Source organism: Chryseobacterium taichungense (genome assembly GCF_900109935.1).
Classification (GTDB): Bacteria; Bacteroidota; Bacteroidia; order Flavobacteriales; family Weeksellaceae; genus Chryseobacterium; species Chryseobacterium taichungense.
The window spans coordinates 147,673-166,742 of record NZ_FOBV01000007.1 but is presented as its reverse complement, the minus strand read 5'-3'; the positions used below and the strand labels follow the sequence as shown (position 1 = coordinate 166,742).

Annotated in this window: 20 protein-coding genes and 1 tRNA gene; 8 read left to right on the top strand and 13 right to left on the bottom strand. The window is 35.9% G+C overall.

Going from position 1 to position 19,070, the window contains the following annotated elements:
- Positions 1-85: 85 nt before the first annotated feature.
- On the bottom strand, positions 86-883 hold the full coding sequence (locus tag BMW64_RS15590) for a Cof-type HAD-IIB family hydrolase (protein ID WP_090000880.1): 798 nt from the start codon (positions 881-883) through the stop codon (positions 86-88).
- Positions 884-1,040: 157 nt separating this feature from the next.
- Between BMW64_RS15590 and BMW64_RS15585 the strand changes: the two genes are divergently transcribed.
- Positions 1,041-1,493 (top strand): PA2169 family four-helix-bundle protein, encoded by a 453-nt coding sequence (locus tag BMW64_RS15585; protein ID WP_090000879.1) that lies wholly within the window; start codon positions 1,041-1,043, stop codon positions 1,491-1,493.
- A gap of 69 nt (positions 1,494-1,562) precedes the next feature.
- On the opposite strand, the gene map is transcribed toward BMW64_RS15585, so the two are convergent.
- On the bottom strand, positions 1,563-2,327 hold the full coding sequence (map, locus tag BMW64_RS15580) for a type I methionyl aminopeptidase (RefSeq protein ID WP_090000878.1): 765 nt from the start codon (positions 2,325-2,327) through the stop codon (positions 1,563-1,565).
- 264 nt (positions 2,328-2,591) lie between these two features.
- On the opposite strand from map, the gene BMW64_RS15575 reads away from it, so the two are divergent.
- The 4 genes from BMW64_RS15575 (at position 2,592) to BMW64_RS15560 (ending at position 5,470) form a co-directional block, all read left to right on the top strand.
- Complete coding sequence (locus BMW64_RS15575) at positions 2,592-3,884, top strand: phosphatidylserine decarboxylase family protein (protein WP_143052713.1); 1,293 nt, start codon at positions 2,592-2,594, stop codon at positions 3,882-3,884.
- A gap of 176 nt (positions 3,885-4,060) precedes the next feature.
- The gene (locus tag BMW64_RS15570; protein WP_090000877.1) at positions 4,061-4,210 is read left to right on the top strand and encodes a YegP family protein; all 150 of its coding nucleotides are present in this window, start codon (positions 4,061-4,063) and stop codon (positions 4,208-4,210) included.
- Between the two features lie 154 nt (positions 4,211-4,364).
- Positions 4,365-4,865 (top strand): DUF4256 domain-containing protein, encoded by a 501-nt coding sequence (locus BMW64_RS15565; RefSeq protein ID WP_090000876.1) that lies wholly within the window; start codon positions 4,365-4,367, stop codon positions 4,863-4,865.
- A 101-nt stretch (positions 4,866-4,966) separates the two neighbouring features.
- On the top strand, positions 4,967-5,470 hold the full coding sequence (locus BMW64_RS15560; RefSeq protein WP_090000875.1) for a hypothetical protein: 504 nt from the start codon (positions 4,967-4,969) through the stop codon (positions 5,468-5,470).
- 102 nt (positions 5,471-5,572) lie between these two features.
- Here the strand turns inward: BMW64_RS15560 and BMW64_RS15555 are convergent, their stop codons facing one another.
- Entirely contained in the window at positions 5,573-6,604 is a 1,032-nt protein-coding gene (locus BMW64_RS15555; protein WP_090000874.1) for a threonine aldolase family protein, read from the bottom strand.
- A gap of 84 nt (positions 6,605-6,688) precedes the next feature.
- Here BMW64_RS15555 and BMW64_RS15550 point away from each other — a divergent pair, with 84 nt between their 5' ends.
- Both BMW64_RS15550 and BMW64_RS15545 read left to right on the top strand, forming a co-directional pair.
- Positions 6,689-7,345 carry a metal-dependent transcriptional regulator gene (locus BMW64_RS15550; protein ID WP_090000873.1) on the top strand — a complete coding sequence of 219 codons (657 nt, stop codon included), beginning with the start codon at positions 6,689-6,691 and terminating at the stop codon, positions 7,343-7,345.
- 298 nt (positions 7,346-7,643) lie between these two features.
- Positions 7,644-7,715: transfer RNA gene (locus tag BMW64_RS15545), tRNA-Arg, on the top strand.
- 152 nt (positions 7,716-7,867) lie between these two features.
- Here BMW64_RS15545 and BMW64_RS15540 read toward each other — a convergent pair.
- The 3 genes from BMW64_RS15540 to BMW64_RS15530 form a co-directional block, all read right to left on the bottom strand.
- Positions 7,868-8,383 (bottom strand): endonuclease V, encoded by a 516-nt coding sequence (locus tag BMW64_RS15540; RefSeq protein WP_143052712.1) that lies wholly within the window; start codon positions 8,381-8,383, stop codon positions 7,868-7,870.
- Between the two features lie 44 nt (positions 8,384-8,427).
- Positions 8,428-8,796 carry a VOC family protein gene (locus BMW64_RS15535; RefSeq protein WP_090000872.1) on the bottom strand — a complete coding sequence of 123 codons (369 nt, stop codon included), beginning with the start codon at positions 8,794-8,796 and terminating at the stop codon, positions 8,428-8,430.
- A gap of 73 nt (positions 8,797-8,869) precedes the next feature.
- Entirely contained in the window at positions 8,870-9,916 is a 1,047-nt protein-coding gene (locus BMW64_RS15530; protein ID WP_090000871.1) for a M28 family metallopeptidase, read from the bottom strand.
- A gap of 87 nt (positions 9,917-10,003) precedes the next feature.
- Between BMW64_RS15530 and BMW64_RS15525 the strand changes: the two genes are divergently transcribed.
- A complete protein-coding gene (locus tag BMW64_RS15525; RefSeq protein ID WP_090000870.1) occupies positions 10,004-11,143 on the top strand; it encodes an aminotransferase class I/II-fold pyridoxal phosphate-dependent enzyme in 1,140 nt (379 codons plus the stop codon).
- Between the two features lie 68 nt (positions 11,144-11,211).
- Here the strand turns inward: BMW64_RS15525 and BMW64_RS15520 are convergent, their stop codons facing one another.
- The 7 genes from BMW64_RS15520 to BMW64_RS15490 all read right to left on the bottom strand — a co-directional run bounded on the left by BMW64_RS15520 (position 11,212) and on the right by BMW64_RS15490 (position 19,063).
- Positions 11,212-13,941, bottom strand: a complete 2,730-nt coding sequence (locus BMW64_RS15520) for a sodium-translocating pyrophosphatase (protein WP_090000869.1) — start codon at positions 13,939-13,941, stop codon at positions 11,212-11,214.
- A 299-nt stretch (positions 13,942-14,240) separates the two neighbouring features.
- A complete protein-coding gene (locus tag BMW64_RS15515; RefSeq protein ID WP_090000868.1) occupies positions 14,241-14,852 on the bottom strand; it encodes an inorganic pyrophosphatase in 612 nt (203 codons plus the stop codon).
- A 23-nt stretch (positions 14,853-14,875) separates the two neighbouring features.
- Positions 14,876-15,388: a DUF7935 family protein gene (locus BMW64_RS15510; RefSeq protein WP_090000867.1), complete on the bottom strand. Its 513-nt coding sequence runs from the start codon at positions 15,386-15,388 to the stop codon at positions 14,876-14,878.
- A gap of 38 nt (positions 15,389-15,426) precedes the next feature.
- On the bottom strand, positions 15,427-16,587 hold the full coding sequence (locus tag BMW64_RS15505; RefSeq protein ID WP_143052711.1) for a hypothetical protein: 1,161 nt from the start codon (positions 16,585-16,587) through the stop codon (positions 15,427-15,429).
- A gap of 52 nt (positions 16,588-16,639) precedes the next feature.
- Positions 16,640-17,533, bottom strand: coding sequence for a hypothetical protein (locus BMW64_RS15500; protein WP_090000865.1), 894 nt, complete (start codon positions 17,531-17,533; stop codon positions 16,640-16,642).
- Positions 17,530-18,207: a RadC family protein gene (gene radC / locus BMW64_RS15495; RefSeq protein WP_090000864.1), complete on the bottom strand. Its 678-nt coding sequence runs from the start codon at positions 18,205-18,207 to the stop codon at positions 17,530-17,532. The genes BMW64_RS15500 and radC overlap by 4 nt, the downstream gene beginning before the upstream one ends.
- Positions 18,208-18,394: 187 nt before the next feature.
- Positions 18,395-19,063 (bottom strand): ABC transporter ATP-binding protein, encoded by a 669-nt coding sequence (locus tag BMW64_RS15490; RefSeq protein WP_090000863.1) that lies wholly within the window; start codon positions 19,061-19,063, stop codon positions 18,395-18,397.
- Between the last annotated feature and the right edge of the window lie 7 nt (positions 19,064-19,070).

Sequence of the window (19,070 nt, the reverse complement as noted above, 5' to 3'; positions counted from 1 at the left end):
TTGTGCCTTTTTACCATTAATCTGTTAAAAACAGATACCACAGAACATATAAATATGTAATTTCAGTAACAAAACAGAGTTTATATTACAGAACTCCAAAGTGAAGGAGGGCAGATTCAATTCCATGATTGTCAACGTCATCCGTTATGTAATCTGCTATTTCCTTTACATTGGCATTGGCATTTCCCATAGCAACGCCGATTCGTGTAAATTTCAACATTTCGATATCATTTCCTCCATCTCCGAAAGCCATAGTCTGTGAAATATCAATTCCGAAATAATCGCAAAATTGCTTAATTCCTGTACTTTTACTTATTCCTCCATGATTAACATCTGCAAACAGGGGAGTCCATCTTGAAGCTGAAGAATTGGGCATAATGCTTTGCATAAATTTTTTTTCATCTTCCGGCCCCATAAAAATATTTGCCTGAAGCACATGATCTGTATCAATATTTTCTTTATCATGAATTGGCGGGACGGGTAAATTAACATGGCCATACATACCTACAACTTCTGGTGTTGCATCATTAATTTCCACTTTATCTTCGTACATTAACGAATAGCTTAACGGAAAATTCTGCGCATAGCTGACAAGATTTTTTATATCGGCAGCATTAATATATGTTTTGTACATTACTTTTCCTTCAGTCGTTATACAATAACTGCCATTAAAGGTAATAAAGCCGTCAAAAGTAATATGCTTAATATGATCTAAAGAATTTATGGAGCGTCCTGTCGCAACAATTACCTTAATTCCTTTTTCACGCAGGCTTGTTATGGCCTTTTGGGTAGATTCAGGAATTTTATTGGTTTTAAAGCTGATCAGGGTTCCGTCGATATCAAGAAATACGGCTTTTATAGTAGGTTTTTCTAATGAGTTCATATTTAAATTGTGAAAGATTATTCACAAAAATACGTACAAAAAAATTGTTTTTAATTTCAATATTGTTAATTCATGGCCATTTATTAAAAAGATATGTTACCATTTATTTACTAGGTATAATTCTTGTACATCTTTTAAAACACCAAACTATACTATTATGAAAAATAAAGAAGAAGCATCAGTGCTTAATGATCTGCTGCATATTACTAATGACAGAATTGAAGGTTTTGCGAAAGTAGAAGGAAAAGTATGGGAAAACTATCCCGATGTAAAATCAGAGTATGCCCGTTTAAACTCGCTTTCAAGAGTAATGAAAAATGAACTGATCAACCTGATTCAGGATGACGGGGAAACCCCGGAAGATTCACCATCTGTAGCAGGTGCCCTTCACAGAACATGGATCGACATTAAAAATTCTTTTACCTTAGGAAATAAAGAAGAATCAACGATTGAAAATGTGATCTTCGGTGAAAAAGCAGCTATTGATGCCTATCAAAATGCCATTGACAGCGGAAAGCTAAGCCAGGAAAGTCTGGATATCGTTTCTGAACATTTAAAGAACATTAAAGATTCTTACCATCAGTTTGAAAACATGAGCAGATATAAATAATAAATGTGACATTACAATATAAACCTTGCTATAAATCGGGGCTGTTTCTTTGAAACAGCCCCGATTTGTTTAATTAAATATTTCATTCATCTGAGTGAGAATAACAGGTTTTCCGTCCGTAATCATTATGGTATGCTCATGTTGTGCCATGTAGCCCCCTTTATTGCCGACCATCGTCCAGCCATCATTCAGTTCAACAGCAATATGTGAATCGGTAGAAATAAAAGTTTCAATAGCCACCACAGAATTTTTCCTGAATCTTCTGTTATCGAAACGGTTTTTATAATTCATCAGCTCATCCGGTGCTTCATGGAGACTTCTTCCAACTCCGTGTCCTCCCAGATTTTTAATTACTTTAAATCCTCGTCTTTTTGCTTCTGTTTCCATAAGAAAACCAATATCAGCAATTTTAACTCCTCCTTTAATATTATTTATTGCTTTTTGCAAAATTTCCTTAGAAGCATTCACCAGCTTATTGTGGTTATTGATATCTTTTCCGATGACAAATGAGTTTCCATTATCAGCCCAAAAGCCATTGAGCTCAGCAGAAACGTCTATGTTGATCAGGTCACCTTCTTTCAATACGCGCTGATCTGTAGGAATACCATGGCAAAATTCGTCATCAATACTTATACAGGTACAACCTGGAAATCCGTAGGTAAGAGCGGGAGCAGATCTGGCGCCAAATCTCTTAAGAATTGCAGCTCCGAATTCATCTATTTCTTTAGTCGTCATACCCGGTTGGGCATAATTTGTCATTTCTTTTAAAGTATAAGCAACTGCTTCACTTACTTTTTGCATTCCGATAAATTCAGATTCATTGGTAATAGACATATTTAGTATTTGAAGCAAAGATAATGACTTATTAATAAAATATTTCTAACCATCAATTTCTAAGGATTATAAATTCCGTATTAATACTGAGATCCGTTTTTGAGTAAAATTACTCTTGGCATCTCTCTGTTTCCGTTGTAAATTTACAATTAACTAATAACCATGGAGACCAGAAACCATTTCAAACGGGGCGTATCCTGAAAAGCCATATGAGTAAGGAAAAAACACCTTAATTATGAATCACGTAAAGTACAGAGTGGGAAAATGGCTTCCCTCCGACAGAATTTCCTGAACCGATGGATTGAAAAGAAAGTCGCCCAGGCAAAATCAAATCCACTTCCGTTACATCCAGCCATTGAAGATCTTAGAAATGCTATTTACAATGATGCAGTACTCTACATGGCTTTTACCAGCATGTATGATCAGGTTCCTCAAGGGTATAATGACCAGGTAAAAAACTTTGAAACCATGCTTCAGATTATGAATCAGATTCTTCGTGAAGGTCCATGCTATAGCCAGATTGAAGATAAAATAGGATTGGTGGGGTTTCCTATCAACGCTATTCTGGATTGGGCTATGGGAACAGAAGGAGGCTACCTTGCATTTACCAATTCGCTGGTGAACGAAAAACTTTATAATATTCTAAGTGTATGGAAAAATTTTCTGGAATCTCCGGATTCAACATATGTACTGGTACACGGCCCTATAAACCAGCCACAACCTGATTATACCAATCCTGTTGGATGGTTTTCCCCTGTAGCCCTGGAAGCCATTGCGAGTATGGATCCTTTAAGAGGTCAGGGTAATGATCCCTATGACGCATTACAAAATTTCATTTATAATTATCAATGTCAGCCAGATAAGCCTCATTTCGGATATAAAAGCTGGGATGATTTTTTTACCCGTGAATTCAATCCCGGAGTACGGGAAGTGAGTAAAGAAGATTGGGATCCATCCGTGATTGTTAACGCATGTGAATCGGCACCTTACAATTGCGTGACCAATGCGATGATGAAAGATAAATTCTGGATGAAAGGACAGCCCTATTCACTTCTTGATATCATGGATAATCATGATCTGGCCGGAGAATTTGGAGACAACAGCACTGTTTATCAGGCATTTTTATGCGCTAAAACATACCATCGGTGGAATAGTCCGGTAGATGGGAGAGTGGTTGCCATAAAAAATGTTCCGGGAACTTATTACTCAGAAGCCCCGGCTGAAGGATACGATCCGGCTGGACCTAATGATTCCCAAGGATATATCGCAGAATTGGCAGCACGAGCGTTGATCTTTATAGAATCAGATAACGATAAAATCGGACTTATATGCTTCGTTGCTATCGGAATGGCAGAAGTTTCCAGCTGTGAAATCACTGTTCGCGAGGGCGATCATGTGAAAAAAGGAGACCCGATTGGTACATTCCATTTTGGAGGCTCAACGCATTGTCTTATTTTTCGTCCGGGAGTTAATATTAATTTTGACTTTCATGGTCAGACTCCGAGCCTAAATACCTCAAATATTCCGGTGAAAGCAAGAATTGGTGTGGTACAATAAGTATTATTTCCTATTTATGGAAAGCCGTAATGGCATCAGAATCCTTTAATTTATTTTTGATACGGATAACAATAATTATTAACCAGCGAAAGGCACACCACAAAACAAAATTGTATTGATGCTATCAAAAGCAGCAAAATATGTGTAAGTAATTCTAATTTTAGGAATTTTTATCAATACGAAATGAACCTTATTTTACTCAAAATGCCAACAATAATCAAGTGTTGGGAACCAGCGAAATGTATTCGTCAGCTTATGCCAGGGATTCCGGGATAGAAAGTGTCAAACGTTATGCACCAGATGCTATCATTGAAGATTTGTCATAAATCATAACATCGTAAGACAGCTTAATCATGGCTGTCTTTTTTTAATAAAAAAACTCTATAGACACAGGAAAACCAGCACTAAATAGTATTTATCAAAATCAAAAATATATTCTATTTAACATAATATAAATTATAGGACTTTTGTAATTGGTTAATTAGATTTGAAAACAACAGCCATAGGCATCAAAATATTGAGTGGAAAGAAATTCAGCAAAAGCTTGAAGATCATCCCGAAAAACTCTGGTCACTGCATGAAATGGAAATCACTGATGGCGAGCCTGATGTTGTAGATTTCGATAAAGCCACCGGAGAATATCTGTTTTTCGACTGTTCGCCTGAAAGCCCGAAACGAAGAAGTCTATGCTATGATTATCCCGCATGGAACTCAAGAAAAGCCAACAAGCCAGAGGGAAATGCCGTTGATAGAGCTGCTGAAATGGGTATCGAAATATTATCCGAAGAACAATACCGAAAACTCCAGGAGTTAGGAAAGTTTGATCTCAAAACCTCAAGCTGGATAAAAACTCCTGAGAAAATCAGAGAAATGGGCGGTGCAGTTTTTTGCGACAGAAGATACGACACCGTTTTTATGTACCATAATGGCGCAGAATCGTATTATGCAGCGAGAGGCTTCAGAGGCTGCCTTAAAGTTTAATAATTTTTGGACCGCAAATTGATGGGTTTACTCCAATTAATTTTAAATAATAATGTTATTATTTAGTCAAATGAAATCGATTTAACAAAATAAAAAGGGATATGAAAAAATTAATCTTATTAAGTTCATTATCAGTTTTTTTACTGAACTGCAACAAAAAGCCGGAAGCTCCTGTTGCTGGAACATTGCAACCTGATACTGCTGTCGCAACGGAAAAATCAGTGGATACACTCACCGCCAAATCTTTCTGTTATATGGGAGTGACCGGAAAAGACACTGTTTTTGTAAGCATTGATGACAATTTGGGGACCATAACCGGCAAAATGGCTACAAAAAACAGTGAAAAAGACAGCAATAAAGGTGAATTATCTGGGTTTAAATCAGGAGACACGCTAAAGCTAACTTATAATTTTGAATCTGAAGGCAAATCAGGAAATAAAAATGATATCTATTTTCTGCAAACTAAAGATGGCCTGAGCGAAGGTATTGGCGAAAGAGATCCTGAAACCGGGACAAAATATGCTAATGAAAGCAAAATCAAATATGCCGGAGGCAGAATGCTTAAACCTGCCGATTGCAATATTGTTACAAAATCTTTACAATAAAAATATTCGTAAGAGAGTCCTGAAAGGACGATCTAAATCAGAATAGGATGAAATCCTATTGAGAGAAACATAAAAAAACAGCCTTAAACGAGGCTGTTTTTTTTATAATTCATTGTTTATAATTTCAATAAATTCATTGATGGGCTTATCCCCTGTATTCCATGAAGTGATCAGGCGAATAGCAGAAAAATCTTCATCAATTTTTTTCCAGACATAAAATTCAAATTTATCGAATAATTTTTCAATAAGATGATTATTTAAAATAGGAAAAATCTGATTGGTATAAGTATCTGAAAGAAATGCTACTCCCCTTTCCTGCATTGCTTTTTTCATTTTCATGGCCTGCTGATTGGCATGTCTGGCCAACTCAAAATACAAGTCATTTTTCATCAGTTCCAGAAACTGAATGCCGAGCAGCCTGCCTTTTGCCAACAAAGCGCCTTTTTGTTTAATGTTAAAAGCAAAATCCTGCTGAAGTTCTTTATTGTTGATTATAATGGCCTCTCCTATCAACGCTCCGTTTTTAGTTCCGCCCAGATAAAAAATATCAGTCAGCTCTGCAACTTTTTCCAGTGTGAGGTCGCTGGTTTCTGCTGTCAGTCCGTGTCCCAATCTAGCACCGTCCATAAAAAGATAAAGATCATATTCTTTACAAAATTTTGACAGATCTTCAAGTTCTTTAAGCGTATAGATCGTTCCCAATTCTGTAGAATTTGAAATATAAACCAGCTTTGGCATTACCTGATGCGGAATATTGCTATGGCTCTCCAAAACAGGAATAATATCGTCAGGAGCTAATTTTCCGTCTTCTTTGTTAATGCTTAAAACTTTATGACCAGTCGCTTCTATTGCACCCGTTTCATTATTTAGAATATGACCTGTACCTGCAGAAACAGCGCATTGGTAAGGCCTTAAGATCGAAGAAATAACAATTAGGTTCGCCTGCGTTCCTCCGGATACAAAATAAATTTCTGAGTCGGATTTTTTAATTTTTTGTTTGATAAGTTCTTTAGCTTCCAAAGAATATTGATCTTCTCCGTAGCCTGCCTGCTGATCAAGATTAGATGACATTAAAGCCTGTAAAATATGAGGATGACAACCTTCTGAATAGTCGTTTTTAAATGAAAATTTCATAAGCCAAAATTAAAAAAACTAAGAACAACAAGCGTACATTATTAACAATAATTTGTTAGATTTGTATTATAAAGCCTCTAACATTTGAAAACAACACTCACGGAAGAAAATTACCTCAAAGCTTTATTTCACTTAGTTGACAGTGAAAATAAAGTGACGATTAATGAACTCAGCAAGTTTTTATCGGTAAAAATGCCAAGTGTAAACAACATGATGAAAAAGTTTGCTGACAAAAACTGGGTCATCTATGAAACCTATAAGCCGCTCATCGTTACAGAAAAAGGAAGACGAGAAGCTGCTCTGGTCGTAAGAAAACACAGACTTACGGAAATGTTTCTCGTAAAAAAAATGAACTTCGGCTGGGAAAATGTTCACGAAATTGCCGAACAGCTTGAGCACGTGCATTCCACGATATTTTTTGACAAAATGGATGAAATTCTGGATCATCCGAAATTTGACCCTCATGGTGAGCCTATTCCTGATAAAGACGGAAATATTATTGCGCAGGATTTGCAAAAGCTAAGTTCATGCAATATCGGTGACACGGTAACTTTCACGTCTGTTACTCTTTCGGATGATGCTTTTCTCAACTATCTTACCGAAAGAAATTTACTTCTAAATAAGAAAATCAGAATCGTAAAAATTGAAAGTTTTGATAAATCAATCACAATAGAAGTTGACGGAAAACAGGAAATCCTGAGCAGAAAGGCAACAGATAAAATGTTGGTTAAACATAAATGATCAGACTTATCCACAAAAAAATGTGGATAACGTGTGAATTTTAACATTTAGTTTATTGTTTTTCTAAATTTTTATTTCTACATTTACTATGAAATACAACTGAAGTGGATACATATTTTGCTTTTTTCACCTTTGAAATCGCAATTAAATTTATAAAAATTTAAGCACAGCATCGTCGGCTGTGCTTTTTTATTGTTGTCTAATTAAAAAAATGAGATGTTTTTATCTACTGAATCCGTTCCTAAAGAACGGATTCTTTTATTTTTATTTTTAATTTTTTTTAATACATTTGAATACGGGTCTCATAGTTCAACGGATAGAATAGAAGTTTCCTAAACTTTAGATCCAAGTTCGATTCTTGGTGAGACCACATTATTAAAAAACCGACAAAATTATCTGCCGGTTAAAAACAAAAATTGATATGGATATGATTAAGATATGTGTTTTGATTTTTTAACTGAAACAAATTTACATCTATTTAGAATTAATCTAAATAATATTACAGTGATATTTATCATATTTTTAAATATATCTGTTTATGGCTTTCTTGAAAGCTGATCTAATTTCTTTAACAGAAGGTATCCTGAAATTTCCGTGCATCTCCTCTACTTTCGTTTTAATTTCATCTACATCAGCTCCTCTTGCCGTCAGGAATAAAGGTGTCCTGCTGTCTCCTCTGTAGACCTCTCTTCTCATGTTATCCAGCGAATTGAATCCGTTTTTTGCAATGCCTATCACAGGAAATTTATGATCCAGTACATCGAAAAGATGTCCACCCAGACCAATTTTACCATCATTATCCAACGTTACATATCCATCAATAATGATTAGATCATCTTCTTTTAATTCAATCTTTTTCAGCAGATTGATAATGCATGGCAGTTCTCTTTTATAAAAAGCACCACTCTCATAGTCGGATATAATTTCTGTTTTAGCAGTATAAATTCCAGTTTCTTTATCAGAAACCCAGTCTTCAAAGGCGATACAGACTGTATTAGCATAATTATCAAAATAATAGGTATCAAATGCGTAAATCATTTCAAAAAGTCATTAAAGCGGAATGAATTTGCTTTTTTATATGATTAATTATTAAAGAATTCCCCAAAATGCCAGAGAATACCACATGGATCATATACGAAGCACTCTTTGCCCCAAGGCATTGTTTTTACAGGTGTCAACTTTGCTGTAGGATACTTATCAGTAAGCTGAAGATCTTTAAGATAATTCCAGAATTCATCGGTGTCATCTACTTCAATGAAAAGCATCGTATTGTCTATCCAGTCTTTAACATACGCATCCTGAAGATAAAATGAAATTTCCTTCCATCGGAATAGTGAAAGCCTAGGCTCGATGATAATTTCTTCGAAACCAAGATCTCTGTAAAAATTTCTGCTTACTTCAAAATTTTGAGAGCCAACAAAAGGGCGTATCGATTTTAAATTTTGGTTCATAATGATTTATTTAAATGAAAATGGCAAACTGCTTTTTAAACAATTTGCCCGCTTTTTTGATTTTTTACTAGTATTATTTTCTATCAACTACAATTCTCTCAGGTCTGTTCGCCAGTTCCCAGGCTGTCGTAAAAACCAATTGTGTTCTTTTTGCCAATAATTCATAATCGATTTTTTCAACGTCATCGGTAGGCTGATGATAATCTTCATGAATACCGTCGAAGAAGAAAGCGACAGGAATATTATTCTTGGCGAAATTATAATGATCGGAACGATAATAAAGTTTTTGCGGATCATTTGGATCATCATATTTGTAATTAAGCTCAAGATTATTCGTTCTTTTATTAGCCTCCTCATTGATAACTTTCAGTTGAGAGCTCAACATTTCAGATCCGATGACATAAACATATTGCTTGCCCCTGTTTTCAGGATCATCGCGGCCAATCATATCAATATTGAGGTCAACAACTGTATTGGCAAGTGGAAATACAGGATTGTTGGTATAATATTCAGATCCGAACAAGCCATGCTCCTCTCCTGTAACGTGAAGAAATAAGATAGATCTTTTCGGTCCTTTTCCTGCTTTTTTTTCAGCCTGAAATGCTTTTGCAATTTCCATAACCGCAACAGTTCCGCTTCCGTCATCATCGGCTCCGTTATACACCACACCATTTTTTGTACCCACATGATCATAGTGCCCTGAAACTACAATAATTTCCTCAGGTTTTTCAGATCCTTCTATAAATGCCAGAATATTTTCAGAGTCAGGAAGATTAGCACCTCCTCTTTTTTTCATAAAATCTGAAGGGACTTTCTGGTAATAAGAACCGAGTGCTTTAGGATATGAAATCCCAAGATTTTTATAGTAATTAACCATATATTCTCCTGCTCTTTTCTGTCCGGGACTTCCGGTATCTCTTCCTTCCATTTCATCAGAAGCAATGACGTATAAGTTTTTCTTTAAATCAGCTGCTTTAATTTGCTTATAGGCAGAAAGAAAAGCTTTATCACCTTTTACTTGTGATGAATTTTGGGAATAAGAGGCATCTGTAGAGGTTTTTGCCGTACCGCAACTTATCAGGACAGCAATGGAAAATATAGGGATGAACAGTTTTTTCATTACAATTTATTTTTTTAAAAATAACAAAATTTATTTAAATTCCCGTGCATGTGTAAATTTCTTATATTTGATATATATGCAAAATATATGGAAAAAGTTTACGGATTTACCCATTACACCTTTTTTTCTGAAATGTCTGAGCTGGCTTTGAAAAACAACAGCTTTGATCTATCATTGGGGCTTGCAGACTTTGATATTGATCCCAGCCTGAAAGAGTTTCTGAAAGAGGCTGCTGATTTCTCCACAAATCATTACGAACCCCTGGCGGGAAGTCCTTTGCTGATCGAAAGTATCATCCGTTATAATTCAAGAAGAATTAATAATATCTTACTGAATGACAAACAGGTCACAATCACCCCGTGTGCAACCTTCACATTATATACTGCCCTTAAATGCATTGTTAATCACGGAGATGAAGTAATTGTTATTCAACCTTCTTATTATACATACGGTCCTTCAATTGTATTAAATCATGCGACTCCGGTTTATTATGATCTAGATAACGATTTTACGATAAACTGGGAAAAACTGAAAGATTGTATTTCCGATAAAACAAAAGCAATAATTATTAATTCCCCACAGAATCCTACCGGAAAAGTCTGGTCCCAAAATGAATGGAATCAATTGTATGAACTTATAAAGGATAGAGAGATTTATCTTATTTCAGAGGAGATCTATGACATATATTGTTATGATGGAATTGAACATTACAGTGCTTTTCTGCATCAGGGACTTAAAGAACGAACTTTCTGCATTTTCTCTTTTGGTAAAATGTTTCATTCTACCGGCTGGAAAGTGAGTTATCTTTTAGCGTCCGAAGATCTTACGGCGAGATTCAGGTGTCACCAGCAATATATATCGTATAGTGCCAATGCTCCATGCCAGTATGCCATCGCCAAATATCTGGATATATTTGATCCTTATAAAAATCAGCAACTCATGCAGAAAAAGCGTGATATTTTCAATGATCTTATTAAAGAAACACCTTTTATGGTAGAGCAAAAAGCCAAAGGTGCAGTTTTTCAGGTTGCCAATTTCAGGAATATTTCCCAAACTATGACAGACATTGAATTTTCAAAATGGCTCACCGTAGAAAAAAAAGTAGCATGTCTTCCGCTATCTGCATTTTATAATTCAAAACAGAATTCGGATTATGTACGTTTCAGCTTTGCTAAAAATGATGATCTGATTATTAACGCTTTGGAACATTTGAGAAAAAATCTTTAATCATTGATATATCAACTAAAAAAGCACCGCAATAGCAGTGCTTATTTTTTAGAAATTTAATTTTTTAATTAAAAACTTAAAACCCTTACATCAATTCTTCTGTTTTTGGCTTTACATTCATCAGTGTCATTGGCTATACAAACCGGATGCTGGGAACCATAACCTTCCGCTTCTACCCTGTCTCCGGCAATTCCCAATTCTAATAATTTCAATTTTGCGGTTTGTGCTCTCAAATTAGAAAGCTTTTGATTACTTTCCTCATTTCCTGTATTGTCAGTGTAACCACCTAATTTTATTCTCATGGTCGGATATGCGTTCAGAATTTCTACCAGATTTAAAAGCTGTGCTTCAGCTCCGGTCCTTAATTCACTTGATCCTGTTTCAAAATAAAGATTTTCAATGGTAAACCATCTGTTCGGATCCAGCACTGCCTGATCTTTGTTTTTAACCATATTATACATATTGTACAACTGACTGTTTTCACCAATGGAAATTTTCTTTCCGCCTTTCAGCTGAACTTCTTTTAAAGCTCCTGTGTCATATACAAAGTCTCCGTTTTCATTCAAATATCCTTTTACATCAGTGGGAACAACCATCACTGAAGGATTTTCCGAAACGGTATCACTGGTATTTTTAATTCCTGTTAAACTTTCGATTTTAGCTTTTCGGTTGGCTTCAATTTTATCTTTATGCAAAACGGCCAAGGTGGGAGCGATCACTAAAGAAACGATTGACATCAGTTTAATCAAAATATTCATAGAAGGTCCGGAAGTATCTTTAAAAGGATCTCCTACCGTGTCTCCTGTCACGGATGCTTTATGCGGCTCTGAACCTTTATAATAAGTCTGTCCATTGATATTAACTCCCTTTTCAAAAGACTTTTTGGCATTATCCCACGCCCCTCCTGCATTATTCTGGAACATCCCCATTAAAACACCGCTTACTGTTGCTCCGGCAAGAAATCCTCCCAATACTTCAGGTCCGAAAATAAAGCCAATCAATAAAGGCGAAACAATAGCAATCGCACCGGGAAGCATCATTTTTCTGATGGAAGCATCGGTAGAAATGGCGACGCATTTTTCATATTCCGGTTGTGCTTTGCCTTCAAGAATTCCGGGGATTTCACGGAACTGTCTTCTTACTTCTTCCACCATTGCCATGGCAGCCTGTCCGACCGCTGTGATTGCGAGAGAAGAGAATATAAAAGGGATCATTCCGCCGACAAACAGTCCGGCTAAAACATCGGCTCTGTAAATATCAATTCCGTCAATGCCTGCGATTCCAACAAAAGCTGCGAAGAGAGCAAGGGCCGTTAACGCCGCCGAGGCAATGGCAAACCCTTTTCCGGTAGCTGCTGTTGTATTTCCTACCGCATCCAGAATATCTGTCTTTTCGCGAACTTCTTTTGGCAATTCGCTCATCTCAGCAATTCCTCCTGCATTATCCGCAATGGGACCGAAAGCATCAATAGCCAACTGCATGGCTGTTGTGGCCATCATTCCGGCAGCCGCAATAGCAACCCCGTATAATCCTGCACACAGATAGGAACCATAAATTCCTCCTGCTAAGACAATGATCGGAAGTAAAGTCGATTCCATTCCGACTGAAAGCCCGCCGATGATATTGGTGGCATGACCTGTAGAAGACTGTCTCACGATACTGGAAACAGGTCTTTTCCCCATTGCAGTATAATATTCTGTGATAATACTCATTAATGTTCCTACTACTAATCCTACCATGATAGCCCCAAAAACTCCCATTTTTGTGAATTCGTGACCTCTCAGAACCATTTCTTCAGGTAAGATATAATTCACCAGGAAATAAGAAGATATAGCAGTAATAATAATACTGCCCCAGTTTCCGAGATTTAATGCATTCTGAACATTTGATGTGGATGAATCTTCATTATCATTTATCCTTACAAATAAAGTTCCTATTATTGAAAAAATGATTCCTGTTCCGGCAATAAGCATCGGTAGAAGAATCGGGGCAAAACCTCCAAATGAATCTTCTGAAACGGTTTCTCTACCCAAAACCATCGTCGCCAATACGGTAGCCACATAAGAACCGAACAGGTCAGCTCCCATTCCCGCAACATCACCGACATTATCACCAACATTATCTGCAATGGTTGCCGGGTTTCGGGGATCATCTTCCGGGATGCCTGCTTCTACCTTTCCTACAAGGTCAGCGCCGACATCTGCAGCTTTTGTGTAAATACCACCACCTACTCTTGCAAAGAGCGCAATAGATTCCGCACCGAGTGAAAAGCCGGTGAGAATTTCAATTGTTCTTTCCATTTCCTCGGAATCAACATGTGCGTCCGGAGCAAAAATCTGTTTAATAATTAAGAACAAAGCTCCTAAACCCAATACAGCCAAACCTGCAACCCCCATTCCCATGACCGAACCTCCGGTGAAAGAAACTTTTAATGCTTTTGAAAGTGACGTTTTTGCAGCTTCTGCCGTTCTTACATTGGCTTTTGTAGCAATCTTCATCCCAATGAAACCGGCAAGTGCTGAAAATACGGCACCTACAACAAATGCAAGCCCAATGCTCCAGTGGGAGTTGGCATTAGTGGAACCCATTACAGCTAATAGGATAGCTACAATAACTACAAAGTAGGTTAAAATCTTGTACTCAGCCTTGAGAAAAGCCATGGCACCGTCAGCGATGTGTCCGCTGATTATTTTCATTTTTTCACTTCCGGCGTTTTGTTTACTTACCCAATTACTCTGAAAAAAAGTATACAATAGGGCAATAACACCAAAAATGGGTACTAACACAAATAGATCCATAGTTTAATATTTTTTTGGTAATAGAGTAATAAATATAATGAATAATTCTGATCTATTTACTGAAAAATATCATACTTATTTAAAAATCAAAAAGTTAAACGGTTAAGCAATATAAGTTTGCAATTTAGCCCGGATTGAGCGGCATGTCTGAGCTCTTTCAATTTTTCGGCGGGCAAAGCCCGCCGAAAAATTGAAAAGCGAGTAGCGAAAGCCGGAAAAAGCTCCTAAATAAATATCCGGGAAATAAAAAAGGATAAACGAAAATTCATTTATCCTTTTTATAGTGATCAGAAGAAAAATTATCCTCCGTATTTGTTTGCGTAATCTTCCTGAGAGGCTTTGATTACCTTTTTAGCATGTTCAGCACCGTATACTTCCTGAATTCTGCATTTTGCAGGTTCGTCCGGTAAGTTTTTATACGTTAGGAAGTAGTGCATTAATCGTTTCACTTCAGCTTCAGGCAATTCTGAAATATCTCTGAAATGTCCGAAAGCATGGTCACCGATCATTACAGCAACGATTTTATCGTCAGCTTCTCCTCCGTCAATCATTTTGAAACCACCGATTGGAATAGCTTCCATCAACAAACCTCCTGCGTGGATATTGTGCGAGCTTAAAACACAGATATCAAGCGGATCATGATCTCCCATGGTAACATCAGTTGCTCCTCTTTCGATCGCTAAATTCATTACTCCTGTATCACAATATGTTCTCGGAACGAAACCATACAGTGCCGGAATGATGTTTGAAAATTTTTGGGGCCTGTCTACCTTTAAAAATCCGGTTTCTTTATCTACTTCGTATTTAATGGTATCTGAAGGAACGATCTCCACGAAAACATTTACAACATTTGGCGCATCTTCTCCTGCAGAAATTCCGTGCCATGGATGTGCTTTAAAATTTGGAATCATTATTTAAATTAATTTATTTTTAGTTAAGCTATTATTAAAATTTCTCTTCTCAGGTCTTCTATTGTAGCGGAGATATAATCTTCACCATTAATAAAATTCATGATGAAAATTGTTTTAAACTCATCAAGCGTTGCTTCTCTGCTGATTTCACGATAGGTTTTGTGAAGCAGTTCAATCACAGCGTTCTTAGAGTCTACGATGTTTTTCCAGGAATTTTTCGTGATATAAAGCTGTTGGGAAGAATTATAATCAAACTCTTCATTAATGGCTTTTTCCGTGAGAAATATGAATTCGTGAACGGCAAGATCTTTATCAAAACGCTGAATAAGATGAGAAGGTTTTATTCTTTCCATAAAAAGGGTCATCCTTTCGTAGGACTGGGCTTTGTTTCCTGTATTTGATTTTACGGTAAGCAGCTTTATTTCCTGCTCTTTAAGTTTGATATAAGTGAATACAAATTGCCTGAGCAAGACCAGAAAAGGTATTGCAATGATCAATGCAAAAGCATACGGTAAATATCCTGAAAAACTAGCCATAATTTGAGGTAGCAAAATTAATGATAATTTTATAATAATCAGGCAGTCTTTTCCATTATTTGATGTTTGGAATTCTGACGGGCAATCAGCGACAGAATAATAATCAGATAAAAACCGACCATCATTCTGTTTACCAGTGTCGGAAACATAAAAAACCTGAGAAATACAGTAATATATACTGCTAAGTAAAGGCCCAGATATATTAGGGTTTTCCGGTCTTTTTTCATCAGCATTTTATAATCCAGAATAATGACAATGAAAATCAGAAGCAAAGGAAAATAGGATGTATTGAATTCAATTAGGACTTTGCTTTTTATATAAGCAAAATATTCACTGAAATTAAAAGCATCGGGATGTGATATCGGATACAGCTGGACTTTAGTAAACTGATTCATAAACAGTACCGACCATGGAATTTTATTAAAATATTGTATAATCCCGAAGGTCAATGCAAAAAGAATGAATGTCAACGCTATATTCTTTGCTTTAAAAGAAAAATCTTCTTTAAAAATATATACTAATGCTAGTAGAAACGTGTAAAAAATAAAATATTCCGGTCTGGTAAGGATACATAAAATTCCAAAAACTGTAGCTGTCCAAAGATTTCTTTTCACCACCGCAAAATAAAAGCTGAGCAATAATAACAAAGTAGAAAACCCATCAGGAGTTGAATGGCGGGAAGTATCAAGTAAAGGTTTAAATAAAGAAATTAAAATGGTTAAAATCAATGCCAGATAATAATTTTTAAGAATTCCGGTGAGAAAAATAAAAACAAGCACTATAATTAATACATAGGAAATGAGAGTGATCAGAAAAGTAGAGGTTGATGCATCAAATCCTAGTTTAAAGAAAAGAGAATTAACACAATTGTATAAGGGCTTTACTGTAAAAAGATAAAGTTCTTCTTCGTATGCCTTGGGATTCTGAGATAGTTTCTCGTAATAGGTATTTTCTCCGAGCGCTTCTTCTTTGTGACTAAGATCGCTCTTCCCAGTCTCAGGATTTTTTAATTTTAATTCATCATATACCTTTTTATGAATTTCCTCAATTTTCATATCTGGGAAATTGGCTTTGTAAACAAGTCCCATATAGGCCTCGATGTCTGCATTGTAATATTTGTGGGTAAACAGATAATATGACATCAGGCATAAATAAGCTGATAAAATAATAACGACAATACGATTACCTGTTTTTGACATCTGGTTGATTTTTAATTATTTCTAATCCTTTTATAAAATCAGAATTTAATTATTATGCTAAATTGAAAAAATTCTTTACAATTTCTTTCTTAGAATTTTCAATAACACAATAAGGCTTTAGTTCCGGGCGAAAACCTCTGAAAAATTCTTCAATTGCAGGAACTTCGCTTCCTTCAAAATCAAAAAATTTATTCGCTATATTTTTTTTAATCACCGAATCGATAAGTACAGAAGATCCTGCAAGTTTCACAAATTCTTTTTCATTAAATGTTCCGAGTAAAACAGAGGTCTTTTCGTCATGAAATACAGCAATTGCATTGATTATTCTATTCTTGTATAAGAAAACGGAAATGCTGAGAGATCCGGAATCATCAAAATCCTGAAAAATTTTCAGAAATTCCTGTTTGTCATTTTTATTTTTAGCCCCGATCATATTTTTCGAAATGAAAGCATAAGCTTCATCCATTTTTATTTCCCTGATTTCAGAAACTGCCAATATTTCCTCATCCAGCCTCAGTTTTCTTTTTCTTTTCGGTGAATATCTTTTTCGTACCGTTTCATATGCTTCAGGGAAAATCAGAAAATTTTTTCTTTTCTTTAATGAAGAGTTAAATGTATTTTTATCATTGAAAGCATAATACCAGATATTGTAATTCTTTTTAAAATAATTCAGAAAAAGTTCATTTAGCTCAATATCATCCTTTTCAGAAAAAACGCCCAATTGCTGGCAAAGTTTTGGATTAATAACTATTTTTATTCCGAATTTTTTTATGAAAGGCACAGGCATTACCGCTTCGTAATCTTTGAAAACTAAAATTTCCCATTTTCTTTTCGAAGTAATATCAAGAAAAAGTTTGGATGCAGAATATTTTCGCTGCTCAGAATTTTCCAGGCATTTTGTATATTTTTCGAAATCGATTTCGTGATATTTCAGTCTTTTAATCATAATAATCCGTCGTCTGAGAAACTAAAATAGGAATTCTGCGTAATAATAAGGTGATCCAGCAGTTGAACACCCAATATCTTCCCTGCTTCTTTTATTTTCTGTGTAATATCTATATCTTCTCTACTCGGTTTTGGATTTCCAGAAGGATGATTGTGCGCAACAATAATTCCCGTTGCAAAGTGATCGAAAGCTGTTTTAAATAAAATTCTTATATCTACAATAGACTGACTGATACCGCCTTGTGTAAGCTGAGCCTTATGGATCACTTTATTACTCTGATTCAGAAACAGAGCCCAAAATTCTTCCGTTCTTAAATCAGACAAATGATTTCTAAAAATCTGATATGCTTCATTACTGCTGGAAACGACCGGTTTTTCAGGAACTTCCTGGCTGGCTCTTCGCCGTCCTATTTCCAGGGCTGTTGCAATTGAAATTGCCTTTACCTCTCCCACTCCTTTAAATTTCACTAAATCTTTAATTGAAAGCAAGCTTAGCTGATGCCAGTTGTTACCCACCGAAGCCAAAATTTTTCTCGCCAGCTCAACCGCTGTTTCATCTCTGCTACCACTCCCCATAATGATGGCCAAAAGCTCGGAATCAGAAAGCGAACTTCTGCCCTTGAGCAGGAATTTTTCCCTTGGTCGGTCATCTTCAGCTAAAAATTTAATAGACATTTAAGAGTGTAGGTTAAAAGTTATGAATTGGTTTCAGTAAAATACTTATAAGATCATAGATAAGAATGGAGTACCATTACGCGATGCTTTGAACGGTTGCAGTATAGCAGAATAAGTATGAATCCGAGATTCAGACTTAAAATATAAAAGGAATAAAAAAATAAAGTGTTTCATCATTTGCGGAGCTTTATTCGATGATCATTCCATCTTTCATCACGAGCTTACGGTCCGTAATTTCTGCAAGATTCGGATTGTGGGTGACGATTACAAATGTCTGGTTGTATTTATCTCTCAGATCAAAAAATAATCTGTGAAGATCGTCAGCATTTTTAGAATCCAGGTTTCCTGTAGGCTCGTCTGCAAAAATAATTTTCGGTGAGTTGATTAAAGCTCTTGCAACGGCCACCCTCTGTGCTTCACCACCGGAAAGCTGATTCGGTTTGTGATGAAGTCTCTGCTCAATTTTTAAATCTTCAAATAAAGCATATGCCTTTTCAATCGCTTCCTTTTCGTTAGCTCCAGCAATTTTTGTTGGCAATAAAACGTTTTCCAAGGCGGTAAATTCCGGAAGTAATTGGTGAAACTGAAATACGAAACCAATATTCTGATTTCTGAATTTAGAAAGCTGCTTGTCATTCATATTGATGAAAGATTCTCCTGCAATAGTGATTTCTGTATCAAATTTTGATGACGCTGTAGGCTGATCCAATGTTCCCAGAATCTGTAAAAGTGTCGATTTTCCTGCTCCGGATTCTCCCACAATAGAGACCACCTCTCCGACTTTGATATGAATATCAACACCTTTCAATACTTCTAAATTCCCATAAGATTTATGGATATTTCTTGCTTTAATCATAATTCAA